Below are 17,302 nucleotides of genomic sequence, written 5' to 3'. Positions count from 1 at the left end.
GCCGCGCGGGAATTGCCACACGGCCCGATGCACCGGATCGCTCACACTATCCGCACACTTCGACGCCGAGCGACGTCGGTGAGAAATTCCACGTGCGTACAACCGATTCCGGTGTCCCTACAAGCGGTCAATTCGGGCCAATTCCCTGGTCGAACCGGTCGCTCTCCTTGAACTGACCGGTCACGTCAGGTCACTTGGCGCACTCGACCTGATCCGCCGTGGACTTGTCCACGCCCTCCGGGGCCTTCCCCGACGACGACCCGGTGATCGGGACGCCGGCGCCCTTGAAGTCCTTGCCGAGGGTGAGCGTCATCGTGGGCAGCCCCTGGGAGTTGGTGACGCTCTCCCCGGGCTTCATCGCGGAGCCCGCCAGCCCCATCAGGTCCGCCAACCGCCGCGCCTGATCGGCCTGTTCGGGCGCGTACTCCAGCGTCGTCTTCGCCTGTACGGCGTCGGCGTTGCCCGCGTTCTCCGACTTGGTGACGCCTTCCTCGGTCTGCAGCCAGGTCAGCACCTCCTGGGCGCTGCCGGTCTCGGCGCCGCCGTTCAGGACCTGCACCCGCACCTCGGAGGGGTCCGCCTTGGTGCCCTTCAGCCGGGCGGCGACGGCGGCAGCTTCCTTCTTCTTCTGCGCCTTGACCTCGGTGAACGACACATCGTTCTTGATCATGTCGAAGACCTCGGGAGCCGTCGACTCGTTGACGACGACCGTCGCCTTCACCGTCTCGGCCGGGTTGTCGATCACCGGAACCGTGGTGAACGTCAGGTTCTTGGTGTTGAGCTTGCCCAGCTCCAGACCCAGGTCCTTCAGCTTGCCGATGCTGTCGAGCTGGGAGTCGACGGTGAGCGCCTCGGTGCCGGCCTCCGCCAGCTTCACCATCTTCGTCGGGCTGGTGAGCGTGTCGTTGGACTTCAGCTTGCGCATCAGCGAGCCGAGGAACTGCTGCTGGATCCCGATCCGGCTCAGGTCGCCGCCGAAGCCGACCGAGTGCCGGGTGCGCACGAAGGCCAGCGCCTGCTCGCCCTCGATGGTGTGAGTGCCCTTGGACAGCTTCAGATGCGAGTCCGGGTCGTCGATGTCCTTGGCCAGGCACACCTCGACGCCACCGACCGCGCTGGTCAGCGTCTTGACCGCGTTGAAGTCGGCGACCATGAAGTTGTCCGGGGTGATCCCGGTCAGCTCGGTCACGGTCCGCATGGTGCAGCTGGGCGTACGGCCGTCCTGGCCGAGGCTGGTGTTGAAACGGACGCCCGTGGAGCCGGCGATGACCTTCTGGGAGCCGTCCTCCTGCGTCGTCGGACAGTCCGGGATGTCGACGACGAGGTCGCGCGGAATGCTCAGCGCGGTGGCGTTCGAGCGGTCCTTGGAGACGTGCAGCAGGATCGTGGTGTCGGCGTGGCCGACGCTGCCGCTGTCGCCGTAGCCCTCGTTGCCGGAGCCGGTGCGCTTGTCGGTGCCGATCAGCAGGATGTTGATGGCCTGGTCCTTCTTGAAGCCACCGGTGCTCGCGCCGTCGTCCGAGACGGAGTCGATGTTGTCGTTGAGGTGCTCCAGGTAGAGGTACCCGGCCCCGGCGGTGGCGACGAGCAGGAAGGCCATGGTTCCGCCGGTCCACAACAGGACCTTCTTGACCTTGGACTGCTTCTTCCCCGGCCGCCGTCCGCGGCGCCCGGGCAGGGGCTCCTCGGGCGCCCCGCGCCGCCGTCGGGGCGGCGGGACCTCACGTCCGGGACGCGGGTCGCGTACGGGTGTCGCGGTCCGGGCGGCGGATCCGGCGGTTTTGGCTCCTGCGGATCTGGCGGCCCTGGAGGCTCTGCGAGGGCTTGGAACGGCCGACCGCGCTGCGGAAGGGGTCAGTCGCAGTTCGTATTCGCCGGTGGTCGGATTGAGCACCCACTGGTCTGCGGGGTCGATGTTCTCCGCCCGCCCACGGCCTTGCGCGTCCACGGTTGTCCGAATCCTCCGTCGGGGCCACGCGGCGCCTTCCCCCTCCAAGGCGCCCGGATCGGTTCACACAGTGCGCGACCTCGTGGCCGGGTGCACCGGGTCGCTCACACTATCCGCCCAGTTCAGCGTCGAGCGACGCCCGTGACAAATTCCACGCCCCTACAACCGGTCAATACGGAGCATTTCCCTGAAGGGGGGTTCGCCGGTTTGGTGAGCGCTTTACCCGCAGGCGTTCTGGGCCGCGGTGTTCCCGCTGAAGGTGGGGGCGGGGGAGGCGGGGTCGCGACCGGGACCGCCGGATGCTTCCGTAGGACCCTTTTGACTGACTTCGACGGGCGTGTCGTTCCGCAGCCGCTCGAACAGCCTTTCAGCTTCCGGCTCCACGAGCTGGTCGCGATTGGAGTTGTAGACGTACGACTCCCGGGGGACGGTAAGGAACTGCACACGTTCGGTGGGGATATCGCGCACGCCCCGCACAAGTTCGTACAAACCACGCAGACTGGCCAGTTCCGGGTCCGTGGTGAGTGACGAGGTGGCGGCGTCGAGAACGGGATACAGCCGCACCGGATTCAGCAGTACGTCATTGCTCTGCACCTTGTTGACGAGCGCCCCGAGAAAGCGTTGCTGGCGGTCCATCCGGTCGGTGTCGCTGCCGTTGCCGAGCGACTTGCGGGCGCGGACGTACCCCAGGGCCTGCTCCCCATTGAGCGTGACGCGTCCGGCGGGCAGCCGGAGCTTGGCGGCCTTGTCGTGGATGGGCTCCGCGAGGCAGACCTGGACGCCGCCCACGGCGTCCACCATCTTCTTGAACCCGCGGAAGTCGACGACCATGTGGTGGTCGATCCGCACGCCGGTGAGCTTCTCGACGGTTCGGATGGTGCACGCCGAACCGCCCATCTCGAAGGCGTAGTTGAACATGGCGAACATGGGTTCGGAGCGTTTCCCGTCGCCCTGGAGGCAGGCGGGCACGTCCACCATGAGGTCCCGGGGCAGCGAGACGGCGGTGGCACTGCGCCGCCCGCCGGACAGATGCAGCAGGATCGTGGTGTCGGAGCGCTCGGTGCCGGAGTCCCGCCCGTAGCGCCGGTTGTCGCGGCCGGCCCGGGAGTCGGAACCGATGACGAGGATGTTCTGCGCGTCCTTGACGAGCGAGGTGGGCCGCTCGCTCTCGTACCGGGCGAGTTCGGCGGCGGCGGCCTGGTCGGGCGTGATGTTCCCGTCCAGCTTCGCGTACAGCACCGCGCCCACCCCGAGCCCCCCGGCCAGCAGCACCCCCACGCCCGCCCCGGCCCCCCGGATCCACCGCCGCCGACGCCGACGTATGAGCCCCACCCCACTGGCCCTGGCCCCACCAACACTCTCGGTCACGTCGACGTCCACCCCTCATGGCGTACGGGCCGATGTCTGCCTTGGTCTCCTCTACGACCATGCGGGGGCGGGGCCCGGGGTGCGGGGTGTTGCTGGGCCGAATGGGGGAGGGGGCGCGAGAGGCCGCGCCTCTCCCGGGCGGTCCTGGCGGGTCACGTCACCGTGCGACGGCCGTGACCCGTTCGCTCTCGATCCGCTTGGCCAGTTCCTCCTCGCCCAGGGCGTCGAGGTTCCGGCACAGCACCACGGAACCGCCGGTGGCGAGTGCGCCGAACAGGCCGGCGTTCAGCCCCTCCCAGGTGTCGTAGCCGAGGCCGGACAGGATCCGGGACCCGGGCCCGGTCAGTCCCAGTCCCGTCGCCTCGTCGCGCGCCCGCTCCACGACTTCCGCACCCGTGAACTCCCGTCCGGCCACGATCAGCGCGGCCTCCTCGGGGTCCACGGGAGAGAACGGCACGAACCGGTCCCCCTGCCCCGGCACCTCCACGGCGTAGTCCACGAACCCGGCCGGCGTCTGCGGGAAACGGCCCCCCAGCGGCCGTAGCGCGAGAGCGACCCGCTCCCCGCCGCACGCCCGCGCCGCGTCCAGCGTGTCCGGTCCGCTCACCACGACATCGGCCGCCGCCGCGTCCCCGGCCACGTCCGCCACCGCCCCCACGGAGGAACAGGCCAGCAGCCACACCGCCGTCTGCCAGTGCGCGGGCAGCAGCAGTGCCACCCGGTCGCCGGGGCCGGCGCCCAGGTCGCCCTGGAGCAGATTCGCGGTCTTGGCCACCCAATTGGCGAAGGTGGCCACGGACAATTCGACCCGTTCCCCGGTGGCGTCGTCGTAAAAGGTCACCAGGGGACGCCCGGGATCCGCGGCGAGCGCGGAACGCAGCAGGTCGGCAGGGGTGCGATCGGTGGCATTCACCCGAGTCAGCGTACGCGCGCCGAGCCCCCCGCACCCCTCGCCCGCCCCCCGCGCCCACCACCGGTTCGGGCGAACGCCACCCGACGCACCGTCAAATCCCCGATAGACAGATTTGTATGACTATGTCCAACATCAGGGGCATGCGTGGATTCCTTACTTCCTCGATCGGTGTCACTTGCGCGGCCGTTCTCGCCCTTCCGCTGCCACCCTCCGCCGCCGCGGCGACCACGAGACCCGCGCCGACGGCGGAGGCGGCCACGACAGCAGGCGAGAGACCGGCCCCCGGCCACACCGAGTCCCTCCCCCTGGCCCCGCTCGGGGGTACGACCAGGGCCACCGCCACCCCCGCCGTCCCGGAACAGGGCCTGCCCCCGCGAGACGTACGACGCTTCTCCCTGGTCGGCGTCGTCTGGGACGACCCCGACGTCGAACTGCACGGCCTGGTCCAGGTCCGTACCCGCGCGACGGCGACCGGCACCTGGTCCGCCTGGCAGGACCTGGAGACCCACAACGCCGAACACGCGGCCGACCCGGACACGGCCGAACGCGCCTCGTCCCGGGTGCGCGGCGCCACGGCCCCTCTGTGGGTGGGCGATTCGGACGGGGTGGAGGTGCGCGTCAGCGCGGAGCAGCAGGACCCGTACACACCGCCGCTCCCCACCGGCCTGCGCCTGGAGCTGGTCGACCCGGGCGAAGACGCGCCCCGGCCCCCCACCCGGGCCGCCGCCCCTCAGGACGCCCCGCAGGACGTCCTGGACACCCCCGCCACCACCCTCACCGCCGAGACGGCCGCCGCCTCCGCCGCCAACGCCGAACTGGCCCCCATGGGCGCGCCGGAGATCCCGGCCCTCACCGCCGACCAGACCCGCGAAGAACTGTTCGCCCTCCGCGGCACGGAACTGACGGCGGAACAGAGGGCGAAGCCGTACATCGGTCCCCGCCCCCGCATCGTCACCCGCGGCGGCTGGGGCGCGAACGAGTCGTGGCGGGAGAAGAAGTTCGTCTACACGAAGAAGGTGAAGGCGGCCTTCGTCCACCACACGGCGTCCGGCAACGGATACAAGTGTTCGCAGGCGCCCTCCGTCATTCGCGGTATCTACCGCTACCACGTGATGAGCATGGGCTGGCGGGACATCGGCTACAACTTCGTCGTCGACAAGTGCGGAAACATCTACGAGGGCCGGGCCGGTGGCGTGGCCAAGCCCGTCCTCGGCGCCCACACCCTCGGTTTCAACACCCACAGCATGGGGATCGCCCTCCTCGGCAGCCACGCCTCGACCAAGCCGTCCGCTGCCGCCGTGAAGGCCGTGGCCCGGCTCACGGCCTGGAAACTCGGTCTCTTCGGCGCCAATCCGCGCGGAAAGACATACCTGAAGTCCGGAGGTGGCAATCTCTACGCAAAAGGTAGGAACGTACGACTGAATGTGATCTCGGGCCACCGCGACGGCTTCGCCACAGAGTGCCCGGGCTGGCAGATGTACCGAAAGCTCGGCAGCACCCGTACGACAGCTGCCAAGCTCCAGGGGCGCTGACGCCGTAGCCGGTCGTCGGAGCACATTCACCGCCATCGGGGGACAAGGCGGAACAACTTGAACGCCGCACTGCCGTCGAGGGCACCACACACGGTCCGCACACCACGGTCTGCATACACTGACCGGCCGAAAGACAGTTCGGCCGGTCCCGGCAGGAAGCGGAGACAACAGGTGACAGAAGCGATCCTCCTGGTCGGCGGCAAGGGCACACGGCTGCGTCCGCTCACCGTGCACACGCCCAAGCCCATGGTCCGGGCGGCCGGGGTCCCCTTCCTCACCCACCAGCTCGCGAGAGCGAGAGCGGCCGGGGTGGACCACATCGTCCTCGCCACGTCGTACCTGGCCGAGGTCTTCGAGCCGTACTTCGGCGACGGCTCCTCACTGGGCCTGCACATCGAGTACGTCACCGAGGAGGAGCCCCTCGGCACCGGCGGCGCCATCCGCAACGTCGCCTCCCGCCTGCACTCCGCCCCCGACGACCCGGTCCTCATCTTCAACGGCGACATCCTGACGGGCCTGGACATCAGGGCCCTGGTGGACACCCACCGGCGCACGGCGGCCGACATCTCCCTGCATCTGACGCAGGTCACCGACCCGAGGGCGTACGGCCTGGTCCCCACGGACGAGACGGGCCGCGTCACGGCGTTCCTGGAGAAGCCGCAGACCCCCGAGGAGATCGTCACCGACCAGATCAACGCGGGCGCGTACGTCTTCCGCCGCTCGGTCATCGACACGATCCCCACCGGTCGCCCGGTGTCGGTGGAGCGGGAGACCTTCCCCGACCTCCTCTCCGCGGGGGCGCACCTCCAGGGCATGGTGGACTCGACGTACTGGCTCGACCTGGGCACCCCGGCGGCCTTCGTACGGGGATCGGCGGACCTGGTCCTGGGCCGCGCCCCCTCCCCGGCGGTGCCGGGCCGCTGCGGGGACCGGCTCATCCTTCCGACGGCCAGGGTCGCGCCGGACGCGAAGCTGGCCGGCGGCACGGTGGTCGGCGAGGGAGCGTTCGTGGCGGAGGGCGCCCGCGTCTTCGGCAGCACGATCCTCCCGGGCGCGGTGATCGAACCGGGCGCGGTCGTCACCGACTCCCTGATCGGCAACAGGGCCGTGGTGGGCGAACGCTCGATCCTGACGGGCACGGTCATCGGGGACGGCGCGATAGTGGGCCCCGACAACGAGCTGACCGACGGCGCCCGGGTCTGGTGCGACGCCCAGATCCCCCCGAGGGCTCTCCGCTTCTCCCCGGACCAGTAAGCATCCTGCCGTCAGGTCCTCGAGCGCCGGTCGGGCCGTCCCCCCAGCCCGTCCGGCGGTTTCCCCGTCACAGCCGCCCGATGTCCCACCGGGGCATCTTCGGCGCCCGCCGCGCCGGCACCCGCCCGCTCAGCAGGATCAGCCGTGCCGCCCGGTGCCGCTGCCCCGCGTACGGCTCCAGCAGCTTCAGCATCAGCGCGTCGTCCGCGTCCCGGTCCCCGGCGAGCGCGAACCCCACGATGCCCGGCAGATGCAGATCCCCCACGGTCACGGCGTCCGCCGCCCCGTGACTGCGCTGCACCACTTCCGCGGAGGTCCACGGACCCACCCCCGCGACCACTTCCAGCCGCGCCTGCGCGGCCTCCGGCGCCATCGCCGAGGCCTCCTCCATGCGCGCGGCGACCCGCACGCACCGCAAAATCGTCGACGCCCGCTTGTTGTCGACCCCCGCCCGGTGCCACTCCCAGGACGGGATCGACGCCCACGTCCGCGCGTCCGGCATCACGGACATCCGCGCGGGCGCGGGACCCGGCGCCGGCTCCCCGAACTTCCGTACCAGCAACCGCCACGCCCGGTACGCCTCATCGGTCGTGACCTTCTGCTCCAGGATCGACGGGATCAACGACTCCATCACCAGCCCGGTCCGCGTCAGCCGCAGCCCCGGCCGCCGATGCCGGGCCTCGGCCACCACCCGGTGCCGGGGCACGAACGCCGAGGGGTCGTCCGCGGCCCCGAGGAACTGCGGCACCCGCTCCAGCAGCCACTCGGCGCCGGGCCCCCAGGCCTCGGCCCGCACCGCCGAACCCGTCAGCGCGATCCGCAGCGTGCCGGGGCCACCCGGCGTCCGGGACGCCCGCCACACCGACCCGTCCGGCGTCGCCCGGAACGTCGGATCCCCGGGCCCGCGCCGCAACGGCCCGAGCACGAGCCCCAGGTCGAGCGGCCCCTCCGGCACCCACGTCCGCACCCGCCCCACCACCGGAGCCTGCCGGGGCACCCCGGCGGGCACACCGACATGCCCACCGCGCACGGTCGTCCGCGTGGGCCGGGGAGAGAAACGTCCAGCCACGAATGAGGTCCTAGGGATCCGGGGAAGAGAGGCCCACCCTACGAGAAGCCCGGGACCGGCCTCACGAGGTCGGGCGAAACCGCCGAGGAACCGAGGGCGACGCGGCCGGTGGGGCTCAGCGCACCTCGATGAACGCCCCCGCGTCCCGGTCCGGCCGGGGCCTCGGCTCCTCCGCGGGCCGCCCGACCGCCACCGCGCCCATCGGGTCCCACGACTCCGGCAGCCCCAGCACCTCGCGCACCACGTCCCGGCAGAACATCGTCGACGACACCCACGCCGACCCCAGCCGCTCGCCGGCCAGTGCCACCAGGAAGTTCTGCACCCCGGCCCCGGTGGCCACCACGAACATCTCCCGCTCGGCCGCGTCCCGCCGCGGATCGCCGTACGTGTGCGATCCGTCCATGACGAGGCACGGCACCACCAGATACGGCGCGTTGCGCAGGACGTCCCCGCGCCGCACCCGCTTGGCGATCGACTCCTCGCTCTTGCCGTCCCGCCGCAGATCAGTGATCCAGGCGTCCCGCATCGCGTCGAGCAGCCGCAGCCGCGACTCGGCGGACTCCAGCAGCACGAACCGCCATGGCGTCGTGTGATGCGGCGCGGGCGCGGTCACCGCCGCGGCCACCGCCCGCCGGACCGCGCCGGGGTCGACGGGGTCGTCGGTGAAGGCCCGGACCGTACGGCGCTGGGTGACCGCCAGCCGCACCGCCTCCGAGGTCCCCAGCCGGAACATGTCGTCGTTCCGGCCGCGCACCATGGCGCGCGCCCCCTCCCCGTGCTCGTCGGCCACGACGTGCGGCAGCCCGCGCACCACGGCGACGGGGAGCCCGGCGGCCTTGCCCTTGACGAGATCGCCCGCCGCGGCCAGTTCGTCCGCGGTCGCCACGACGGTCGCGCCGAGCGTATTGCCGTACGCGTCCGTGCCGCCGCGCAGATCGTCGAGCACCCGCACTCCGGCGGCGCCGATCGCCATGTCCGTGAGCCCCGAGCGCCAGGGTCGCCCGAAGGTGTCGGTGACGATCACCCCGACGTTGACGCCGAGGGCGTCGCGCAGCCCGTCCCGGATGCCGCGCGCGGAGGCGTCCGGGTCCTCGGGCAGCAACAGCACCGTCCCGGACGGGGTGTTGGAGGCGTCCACACCGGCCGCGGCCATGACCAGGCCCTGCCGGTTCTCGACGATCCGCAGCGTCCCGCGCCGGGCCACGACCCGTACGGTCTCGGCGTCGATCGCGGCCTCCCGGTCGGCCGCCTCGACGACCCGGCCCTCGGCCTTGGACACGATCTTGGAGGTGACGAGCAGCACGTCACCGTCGGCCAGCGCGGGCTCCGCGGCGGCGATCAGCTTGGCGAGGTCGTCGCCCGCGGCGACCTCGGGGAGCCCGGGCACGGCCCAGACCCGGAAGCCCTCGGACGGCAGTTCGCTCACGCCCCCCGCACCTCCTCGGCCAGCGCCAGCGCGTCGGCGGCCATCCGCGCGGTCGCGTCGAGGTCGGTCATCATCAGCGGTACGGCCCGGCAGCGGATGCCGGCCGCCTCGATCCGCTCCACGCAGGCCGCGTCCACGGTGTCGACGAGCCAGCCGTCGAGCAGCCCCGAGCCGTAGTGCTCGGCGACGGCCGCGGCCGTCGACTCCACGCCCACCGCCGCGAGCACCTTGTCGGCCATCCCGCGCACCGGAGCGTCCCCGACGATGGGGGAGAGGCCCACCACGGGCACTCCGGCCTCGGCGATGGCCTCGCGGATGCCGGGCACGGCGAGGATCGTGCCGACGGAGACGACCGGGTTGGACGGCGGGAACAGCACGACGTCCGCCTCGGCGATGGCCTCCAGCACGCCCGGCGCGGGCTTGGACTGCTCGGCGCCCACCGGCACGACGGCCTCGGCGGGGACGGAGGCCCGCAACCGCACCCAGTACTCCTGGAAGTGGACGGCCCGGCGCTCGCCGTCGATCTCGACGGCGACATGGGTCTCCACGCGGTCGTCGGTCATCGGGATCAGCCGGACGCCCGGCCGCCACCGGTCGCACAGCGCCTCGGTCACCGCGCTCAGCGGGAATCCGGCGCCGATCATCTGCGTCCGCACGATGTGCGTGGCGAAGTCCCGGTCGCCGAGCCCGAACCACTCGGGGCCCACGCCGTACGCCGCGAGCTCCTCCTTGACGCGGAAGGTCTCCTCGGCCCGCCCCCAGCCCTGCTCCTCGTTGATGCCGCCGCCGAGGGTGTACATCACCGTGTCGAGGTCCGGGCAGACCTTCAGCCCGAAGAGGTGGATGTCGTCGCCGGTGTTGCCGATGACGGTGATGTCCGCGTCCGGCGCGGCCTGCTTCAGACCGCGCAGGAACCGGGCACCGCCGATGCCGCCTGCCAGAACCACAATGCGCATGGAAGCAAGCATGGCAGGCGGGTCCGACAACGCGTCAGGCGGTCACGGGACGCGCCTCGCAGCGGGCGGCCATGGGGGTCGCCCCGGTCGAACGAAGGTGAGACTGGGGGAGCATCGGCATCTCGGTGAGGCCCGGGTAGTAGACGTGCAGGCTGACCGCCGGCTCCAGCGCGTCGTTGGCCACCTCGTGCGCGTACCCCGGCGCGAACACCTGCTCCGCCCCGGGCGTCAACGCGCGCGTGCCGCGCTCCGTGCGCTCGGTCAGCGTGCCTTCCAGGACGGTCAGCACACCGGAGGAGGGGCCGTGGTCGTGCGGTCCGCTGCCCTGTCCGGGCACCCAGGACAGCAGCCACACCTCGTAGCCGGGGCCGGTGCGCAGCCGGTGGTACCAGCGGGAGGTGGCGTCGTACCGGACGAGGTGCTCCCACTGGGAGCGGTCGGCGGCGATGGCGCGGGCCAGGCCGACGAACTCGGCGACGGTGGCCGGGTGCTCGCGCGGAGGCTGGAGGAGGTGCGGGACTTCGAGGATGTCGCCGGCGATCTGGAGGTCGCTGTCGCTGTTCATGGGTGCGGTGGTTCCTCAGTGAGACTCAGGCGGAGAAGGTCAGAGGGAACGGAACGCCGGGCCGCGGGGGACGTCGGGGCTCGGCCGACAGCTGGAGCAGGGGTGGCTCAACAGCTGGGACAGCAACAACAGCTACAGCGAGCGTGGGCAGCACCGAGGGACCCGGCGGTGCGGGTCGAGGTGAGTGCCAAGTTCGCGAGCATGCCCACAAGGACAGCGGTTCACACCTCCACTGTCAACTCGACGCCCGGATTGTGGGACGTGGTTCACCTCATCCGGTTCATCTGGCTGGTGAAAGGTTTGTGCAGGACGTACCCGGGACACATGGGGCACCACCGAGCGCGCGCCGGAACGAGATCGAACTCCTGGGCGTCTTTTTCCGTACTAGGTCTGTACGGCCCCGGAGGCCCTCCCGGGTCTCGTCCGCGTGTCAAGGTTTATGCCGATTTGAACACTTTCCGCTAGGCCTTGGTTCCGCAGAGTGAATAAGGGGCCCAATAGCAGATCTCGGCTTGACTCGCCCGGAGCAGCACACTTGTAATTTCACTCGTGTCGTTCAGCCGAAATCGGTAACGGCTACATCACGGGGACGCGAAAGACAGACGAGGGGCGCACATGACCGAGCTGGTGCAGCAACTGCTGGTCGACGACGCGGACGAGGAACTCGGCTGGCAGGAGCGCGCGCTGTGCGCCCAGACCGACCCCGAGTCCTTCTTTCCCGAGAAGGGCGGTTCCACCCGCGAGGCCAAGAAGGTCTGCCTCGCCTGTGAGGTCCGCTCCGAGTGCCTCGAGTACGCCCTCGCCAACGACGAACGCTTCGGCATCTGGGGCGGCCTGTCCGAACGCGAACGACGACGTCTGAAGAAGGCCGCCGTCTGACCGAACGGCCCCTTCGCACGCAACCGGCGGCCCGTCGCAGGTGGGTAATCCACAGGCGGCGGGCCGCCGTCGTGCCCAGCCGATAGTGTGGTCGCTCGTCCGAGACGCCCCGCTGTCCCCTCGCACCCGAGGAGGCACAGGCGTCCACCGCAGTCCACCGAACCGGGGCCCGTACCTCGATGTCCGTGCACAGCCACCCGACAGCGCGTCAAGACGCCGCTGCCACACCAGAGTTCCCGCGTCATGTGGTGACCGCGGTCCTCGTCTCCCACGACGGTGCCCGCTGGCTGCCCGACGCGCTCGCCGGGCTGCTCGGCCAGGAGCGCCCCGTGCAGGCCGTCATGGCCGCCGACACCGGCAGCGCCGACGACTCCGCGCAACTGGTCACCGAGACCCTCGGCGCCGACCGGGTGCTGCACCTCGCCCGGCGCACCGGCTTCGGCCAGGCCGTCGAGGAAGCGGCCCGCACCGCTCCCCTCCTCACCCCCGAGGAGCTGCCGTACCTGAAGCGGCCGAGCGGCTGGGACCCCGTCACGCGCACGTGGCGCGACGACGCCTACGACCTGCCCGAGCTCCCGCACGGCGAGCCGGTGCAGTGGCTGTGGCTCCTGCACGACGACTGCGCCCCCGAGCCCGACGCCCTGGCCCAGCTGCTGCGCGTCGTGGAGAACGAACTCGAGCTGGGCCGGGACGACGTCGCCGTCGTCGGCCCCAAGCTGCGCGGCTGGTACGACCGCAGGCAGCTGCTGGAGGTCGGCGTCTCCATCGCCCACTCCGGCCGCCGCTGGACCGGCCTGGACCGCCGCGAGCAGGACCAGGGCCAGCACGACCACGTCCGGTCCGTGCTCTCGGTGTCCACCGCAGGCATGCTGATCCGCCGCGACGTCTTCGAACAGCTCGGCGGCTTCGACCGGCGGCTGCCCCTGATGCGCGACGACGTCGACCTCTGCTGGCGCGCCCAGGCCGCCGGCCACCGCGTCCTCGTCGCCCCCGAGGCGGTCGTACGCCATGCCGAGGCGGCCTCCCGCGAGCGCCGTACCGTCGACTGCGCGGGCCGCACCACGGCCTCCCCGCACAAGGTCGACAAGGCCGGCGCCGTCTACACCCTGCTCGTCAACACGCGCTCGGCCGTGCTGCCCTGGGTGCTGCTGCGCCTGGTGCTCGGCACCCTGCTCAGGACCGTCGCCTACCTCGTCGGCAAGGTGCCGGGACAGGCCGTCGACGAGATCCGCGGTCTGCTGGGCGTACTGCTGCGGCCCGAGCGGATCATCGCCGGACGGCGCACCCGTGGCCGCCCGGTCGTCGACAAGGGTGAGCTGCGGCCGCTGTTCCCGCCGCCCGGCGCGACCGTGCGGGCCACCGTGGAGCAGGCCGCGGGCAGCCTCTTCGGCAGCTCCGACACCGAGACCACCGCGGGCGCCGGACGGCACGGCGGCGGCATCGAGTCCGGACCCGGCGGCGACGACGCCGACTTCCTGGAGATCGAGCAGTTCGCCCGCCTCAAGCGCGTCGCCCGCAAGCCGGGACCGGTGCTCTTCCTGGTGCTGCTGCTCGTCTCGCTCGCCGCCTGCCGTGCCCTGCTCGGCGCCGGGGCCCTCGCGGGCGGCGCCCTGCTGCCCGCCCCGGCCGACTCCGCCGACCTGTGGTCGCACTACCTGGACTCCTGGCATCCGGTCGGCGCCGGCGGCACCGCGTCCGCGCCCCCGTACCTGGCCCTCGTGGCGATGCTGGCCTCCGTCCTGTTCGGCTCGACCGGACTCGCGGTGACCGTCCTGCTCGTCTGCTCGGTGCCGCTCGCCGGGATCAGCGCCTACTTCGCCTCCCGTCCGCTCGTCGAGTCGCGCCTGCTGCGCGCGTGGGCGGCCGTCGTCTACGCCTTCCTGCCCGCCGCGACCGGCGCCCTGGCCGGCGGACGGATCGGCACCGCCGTCCTCGCCGTCCTGCTGCCGCTCGTCGCGCGGGCCGGCGTCGCCGCCGGCGGCCTCGCGAACACCTCCGGCGCGCGCGGCAGTTGGCGGGCCACCTGGGCGTACGCCCTGCTGCTGACGGTCACCACCGCGTTCACCCCGATCGTGTGGCCGGTCGCGCTGCTGCTGGGCGTCGCCCTGCTGGCCGTGCGCCGCACCGAGATCACCGCCTACGGCCCGCGCTTCCTGGCCCAGCTCGGCACCCCGCTGCTGGTCCTCGCGCCCTGGTCGCTGACCCTGCTGCCGTTCGGCTTCTTCCAGGAGGCCGGTCTGGAGTACGGCTCCTCGGCCGCCTCCGCCCTCGACCTGCTCGGCGCCAGCCCCGGCGGCCCCGGCACGGTCAGCGGACTGATGCTGATCGGCGTGGTCCTCGCCGCGCTGGCCGCCCTGCTGCGCTCGGAGCGCCAGTTCGGCGTCCGGACCGCCTGGGCGGTCGCCCTGGTGGGCCTCGTCTTCGCGGTCCTGTCCAACAACTCCACCTGGGCCGGACCCGCCACCCTCGTCTACGGCCTCGCCCTGCTGGCCGCCGCCCTGCTCGGTGCCGACGGGGCGCGCTCGCGGGTGGCCGAGCAGAGCTTCGGCTGGCGCCAGCCGGTGGCCGCGCTGATCGCCCTGGCCTGCGCCGTGGGCCCGCTGCTCGCCGCCGCCGGCTGGATGATCGACGGCGCCGACGGACCCGTGGAGCGGCGCGAGCCGGTCCAGGTGCCGGCGTTCGTCGCCGAGGAGAGCGGCAACCGCGACCAGGGCCGCACCCTGGTCCTCGACAGCGACTCCGCGGCCCACGTCAGCTACACCCTGGTCCGCGGCTCCGGCGCCCGTCTCGGCGACGCCGAACTCGCCGCCGCCGCTGGTGAGAACACCGGGCTCGACAAGGCCGTCGCCAACCTGGTCGCCGGTTCCGGCGCCGACCAGGCCGACCAGCTCGGCAAGTACGCCGTGGCCTACGTCCTCGTCCAGCAGGGCTCCCCGCGCGAGGTCGCGCGCGTGCTGGACGCCACCCCCGGCCTGAAGCGGCTCAGCAAGAAGAGCGGGACCGCGCTGTGGCGGGTCGGCGACGACGTCGCGCGGGCCATGATCGTCGCCGGGTCGGCGGCCCCGCAGCCCGTCGCCGCCGGTCCCGTCGAGATCCACACCGAGATCAAGGCGGGGGCCGACGGCCGGATCCTGCGCCTGGCCGACACCGCCGACGAGGGCTGGACGGCCACCCTGGACGGCAAGCCGCTCACCCGCACCACCGTCGACGGCTGGGCCCAGGGCTTCGAACTGCCCGCCTCGGGCGGGCAGCTGGACGTCACCTTCGAGGACCCGTTCGGCCACACCGCCTGGCTGTGGGCCCAGGGCTCCCTCGCCGTCGTCCTCGTCGTCCTCGCCCTGCCCGGCCGCCGCCGAGACATCGACGACGACCTCCCCGAGGAGCCCTCCGTCCCGGCGCAGGCCGTGGCCGGCGAGGGCCGCCGCGCCCGCCGCCTGCGCGCCCAGGCGGAGGCCGAGGAACAGGACGGGCCCGAGGAGTTCCCGGCACCTCCGCAAGGGGCGCCCGCCGCCCCCGTCCCGCAGCAGCAGCCCTACGGCGACTACGACACCCCGAGCTACGCGGGCGCCCCCGAGTACGGCGGCTACGGCGACCAGTACCAGAGCGGTCAGGCGTACCCGGCGGGCGGCTACGACCAGGCCTACCAGGCGGATCCGTACCAGGCGGGCCAGTACGACCCGTACGCGTACGGCGGACAGGCCCAGCAGGGCACGTACGACCAGACCGCCTACGACCAGGGGTATCAGCAGCAGGGGTACGACCCCGGTTACGACCCGGCGCAGCCGCACGAGCGTCCTGACGGGAGCCAGCAGTGAACCGCACCACCCTCTCCCTGCTCGCCGGAGTGACCGCGCTCGCCGCCGTCACCGGGTTCGCCGCGCTGAGCGCGCCCGAGGCGTCCGGCAAGGACAGCGCCGAGGCGGCCGCCGTGCTGCCCGTGGAGCGCACCAGCCTGCTCTGCCCCACGCCCAGCACCTCGGACCTCGCCGAGACGACGTACACGTCCTTCACCCCGGTCACCAAGGGCACGGGGAGCGACGGAACGGCGGAACTGCGGGCCGCGGACGGGACGTCGACGGACGAGAAGGGCGACGGGACGGGCGACGCCAAGGACGACGGGACAGGCGACGCCAAGGGTGACGGCAAGTCCGTCCTGGAGCCGAAGGAGCCCGGCAAGCCGGTCACCGGGGACGCCTCCGGGGCCGACTCGCCCGCCCTCGTCGGCACCGCCGAGGGGAAGTTCGCGCCCGGCTGGACCGTGCAGCAGACCACGGACGTCTCCGCCGGCACCGGACGCGGCCTCCAGGGCGTCAACTGCACCGCGCCGGACACCGAGTTCTGGTTCCCGGGCGCCAGCACGGCGGCCGACCGCACGGACTACGTGCACCTGACCAACCCGGACGACTCCGCGGCCGTCGTCGACATCGAGCTGTACGGCAAGGACGGCGCCCTGGAGACGTCGATCCCGGACGGCGTCCAGGTCGACCCGCACTCCACCGAGCCGGTCCTGCTGTCGACGCTCGTCGACGGCAAGCGGGAGACCAACCTCACCGTGCACGTCAGCGTCCGCAGCGGGCGGGTCGGTGCCGCGGTGCAGGCCCTGGACGACAAGCTCGGCGGCGACTGGTTGGCGGCGTCCGAGGACCCCACGGCCAGCCTCGTCCTGCCCGGCATCCCCAAGGACGCCACGGCGGTCCGCCTGGTCGCCTTCACCCCCGGCGACTCCGACGCCGACCTGAAGGTCCAGCTCGCCTCCCCGTCCGGCCTGATCACCCCGGCCGGCAACGAGACGCTGCACGTGAAGGCGGGCATGACCGCCGCGGTCGACCTCGGCGATGTCACGCGCGGCGAGCCGGGCTCGGTGGTCCTGACCCCCACCGACCGCTCGGTCCCGGTGGTGGCCGCGCTCAGGGTGACCCGCGGCAAGGGCGCCGACCAGGAGACCGCGTTCATCCCGGCCACGCGCGCGGTGGGCACGCGCGCGACCTCGGCGGAGAACACGGCGAAGGGCACGACCCTCGCGCTCACGGCGCCGACCGCGACGGCCCAGGTGAAGGTCACGGCGTCCGCGGGCACCGAGGCGGGAACGGCGTCGACGAAGACGTACACGATCAAGAAGGGCACGACCCAGGCCGTCGCCCTGCCGGTGCCGTCGGGCCTGAAGGGCACCTACGCGCTCACGGTCGAGACGGTCTCGGGCGGCCCGGTCTACGGCTCCCGCACCCTGTCCGCACCCCAGGGAGAGGTTCCCGCCTTCACGATCCAGCCCCTGCCGGACGACCGGGGCACGGTGGAGGTACCGCAGGCGGAACAGGATCTGTCGGTCCTCAACTGAGGGCCCGTGGCCGGCGCGCCGAGCCCCGTCCGACGAATCTTGACGCGTTGTTCAAAT

General features: G+C 72.3%; 12 protein-coding genes. 5 read left to right on the top strand and 7 right to left on the bottom strand.

What is annotated here, in order from left to right; all coding sequences use genetic code 11:
• Nucleotides 1-190 precede the first annotated feature (190 nt).
• The 3 genes from AC068Z_RS12460 to AC068Z_RS12450 form a co-directional block, all read right to left on the bottom strand.
• Nucleotides 191-1,948, bottom strand: coding sequence for an LCP family protein (locus AC068Z_RS12460; RefSeq protein WP_478554575.1), 1,758 nt, complete (start codon nucleotides 1,946-1,948; stop codon nucleotides 191-193).
• Between the two features lie 219 nt (nucleotides 1,949-2,167).
• A complete protein-coding gene (locus AC068Z_RS12455; protein WP_478554574.1) occupies nucleotides 2,168-3,316 on the bottom strand; it encodes an LCP family protein in 1,149 nt (382 codons plus the stop codon).
• A 157-nt stretch (nucleotides 3,317-3,473) separates the two neighbouring features.
• Complete coding sequence (locus AC068Z_RS12450; protein WP_478554573.1) at nucleotides 3,474-4,229, bottom strand: TIGR03089 family protein; 756 nt, start codon at nucleotides 4,227-4,229, stop codon at nucleotides 3,474-3,476.
• Nucleotides 4,230-4,369: 140 nt separating this feature from the next.
• On the opposite strand from AC068Z_RS12450, the gene AC068Z_RS12445 reads away from it, so the two are divergent.
• Nucleotides 4,370-5,761, top strand: coding sequence for a peptidoglycan recognition protein family protein (locus AC068Z_RS12445; protein WP_478554572.1), 1,392 nt, complete (start codon nucleotides 4,370-4,372; stop codon nucleotides 5,759-5,761).
• 171 nt (nucleotides 5,762-5,932) lie between these two features.
• Entirely contained in the window at nucleotides 5,933-7,015 is a 1,083-nt protein-coding gene (gene manB, locus AC068Z_RS12440) for a mannose-1-phosphate guanylyltransferase (RefSeq protein ID WP_478554571.1), read from the top strand.
• 67 nt (nucleotides 7,016-7,082) lie between these two features.
• Here the strand turns inward: manB and AC068Z_RS12435 are convergent, their stop codons facing one another.
• The 4 genes from AC068Z_RS12435 to AC068Z_RS12420 form a co-directional block, all read right to left on the bottom strand.
• Nucleotides 7,083-8,084: a DNA-3-methyladenine glycosylase family protein gene (locus AC068Z_RS12435; protein WP_478554570.1), complete on the bottom strand. Its 1,002-nt coding sequence runs from the start codon at nucleotides 8,082-8,084 to the stop codon at nucleotides 7,083-7,085.
• 115 nt (nucleotides 8,085-8,199) lie between these two features.
• Entirely contained in the window at nucleotides 8,200-9,510 is a 1,311-nt protein-coding gene (locus tag AC068Z_RS12430) for a coenzyme F420-0:L-glutamate ligase (protein WP_478554569.1), read from the bottom strand.
• Nucleotides 9,507-10,466: a 2-phospho-L-lactate transferase gene (gene cofD / locus AC068Z_RS12425; protein ID WP_478554568.1), complete on the bottom strand. Its 960-nt coding sequence runs from the start codon at nucleotides 10,464-10,466 to the stop codon at nucleotides 9,507-9,509. The genes AC068Z_RS12430 and cofD overlap by 4 nt, the downstream gene beginning before the upstream one ends.
• 34 nt (nucleotides 10,467-10,500) lie before the next feature.
• Complete coding sequence (locus tag AC068Z_RS12420; protein ID WP_478554567.1) at nucleotides 10,501-11,031, bottom strand: cysteine dioxygenase; 531 nt, start codon at nucleotides 11,029-11,031, stop codon at nucleotides 10,501-10,503.
• Nucleotides 11,032-11,646: 615 nt separating this feature from the next.
• On the opposite strand from AC068Z_RS12420, the gene AC068Z_RS12415 reads away from it, so the two are divergent.
• From AC068Z_RS12415 to AC068Z_RS12405, 3 genes are all read left to right on the top strand, one after another.
• Nucleotides 11,647-11,910, top strand: coding sequence for a WhiB family transcriptional regulator (locus tag AC068Z_RS12415; RefSeq protein ID WP_003975777.1), 264 nt, complete (start codon nucleotides 11,647-11,649; stop codon nucleotides 11,908-11,910).
• Nucleotides 11,911-12,089: 179 nt separating this feature from the next.
• A complete protein-coding gene (locus AC068Z_RS12410) occupies nucleotides 12,090-15,725 on the top strand; it encodes a glycosyltransferase family 2 protein (RefSeq protein WP_478554566.1) in 3,636 nt (1,211 codons plus the stop codon).
• Complete coding sequence (locus tag AC068Z_RS12405) at nucleotides 15,722-17,245, top strand: DUF5719 family protein (RefSeq protein ID WP_478554565.1); 1,524 nt, start codon at nucleotides 15,722-15,724, stop codon at nucleotides 17,243-17,245. The genes AC068Z_RS12410 and AC068Z_RS12405 overlap by 4 nt, the downstream gene beginning before the upstream one ends.
• Nucleotides 17,246-17,302 lie beyond the last annotated feature (57 nt).

The sequence above is a fragment of the Streptomyces sp. NPDC043726 genome (assembly GCF_056436565.1).
This window is presented reverse-complemented; position numbering and strand designations above follow the sequence as displayed.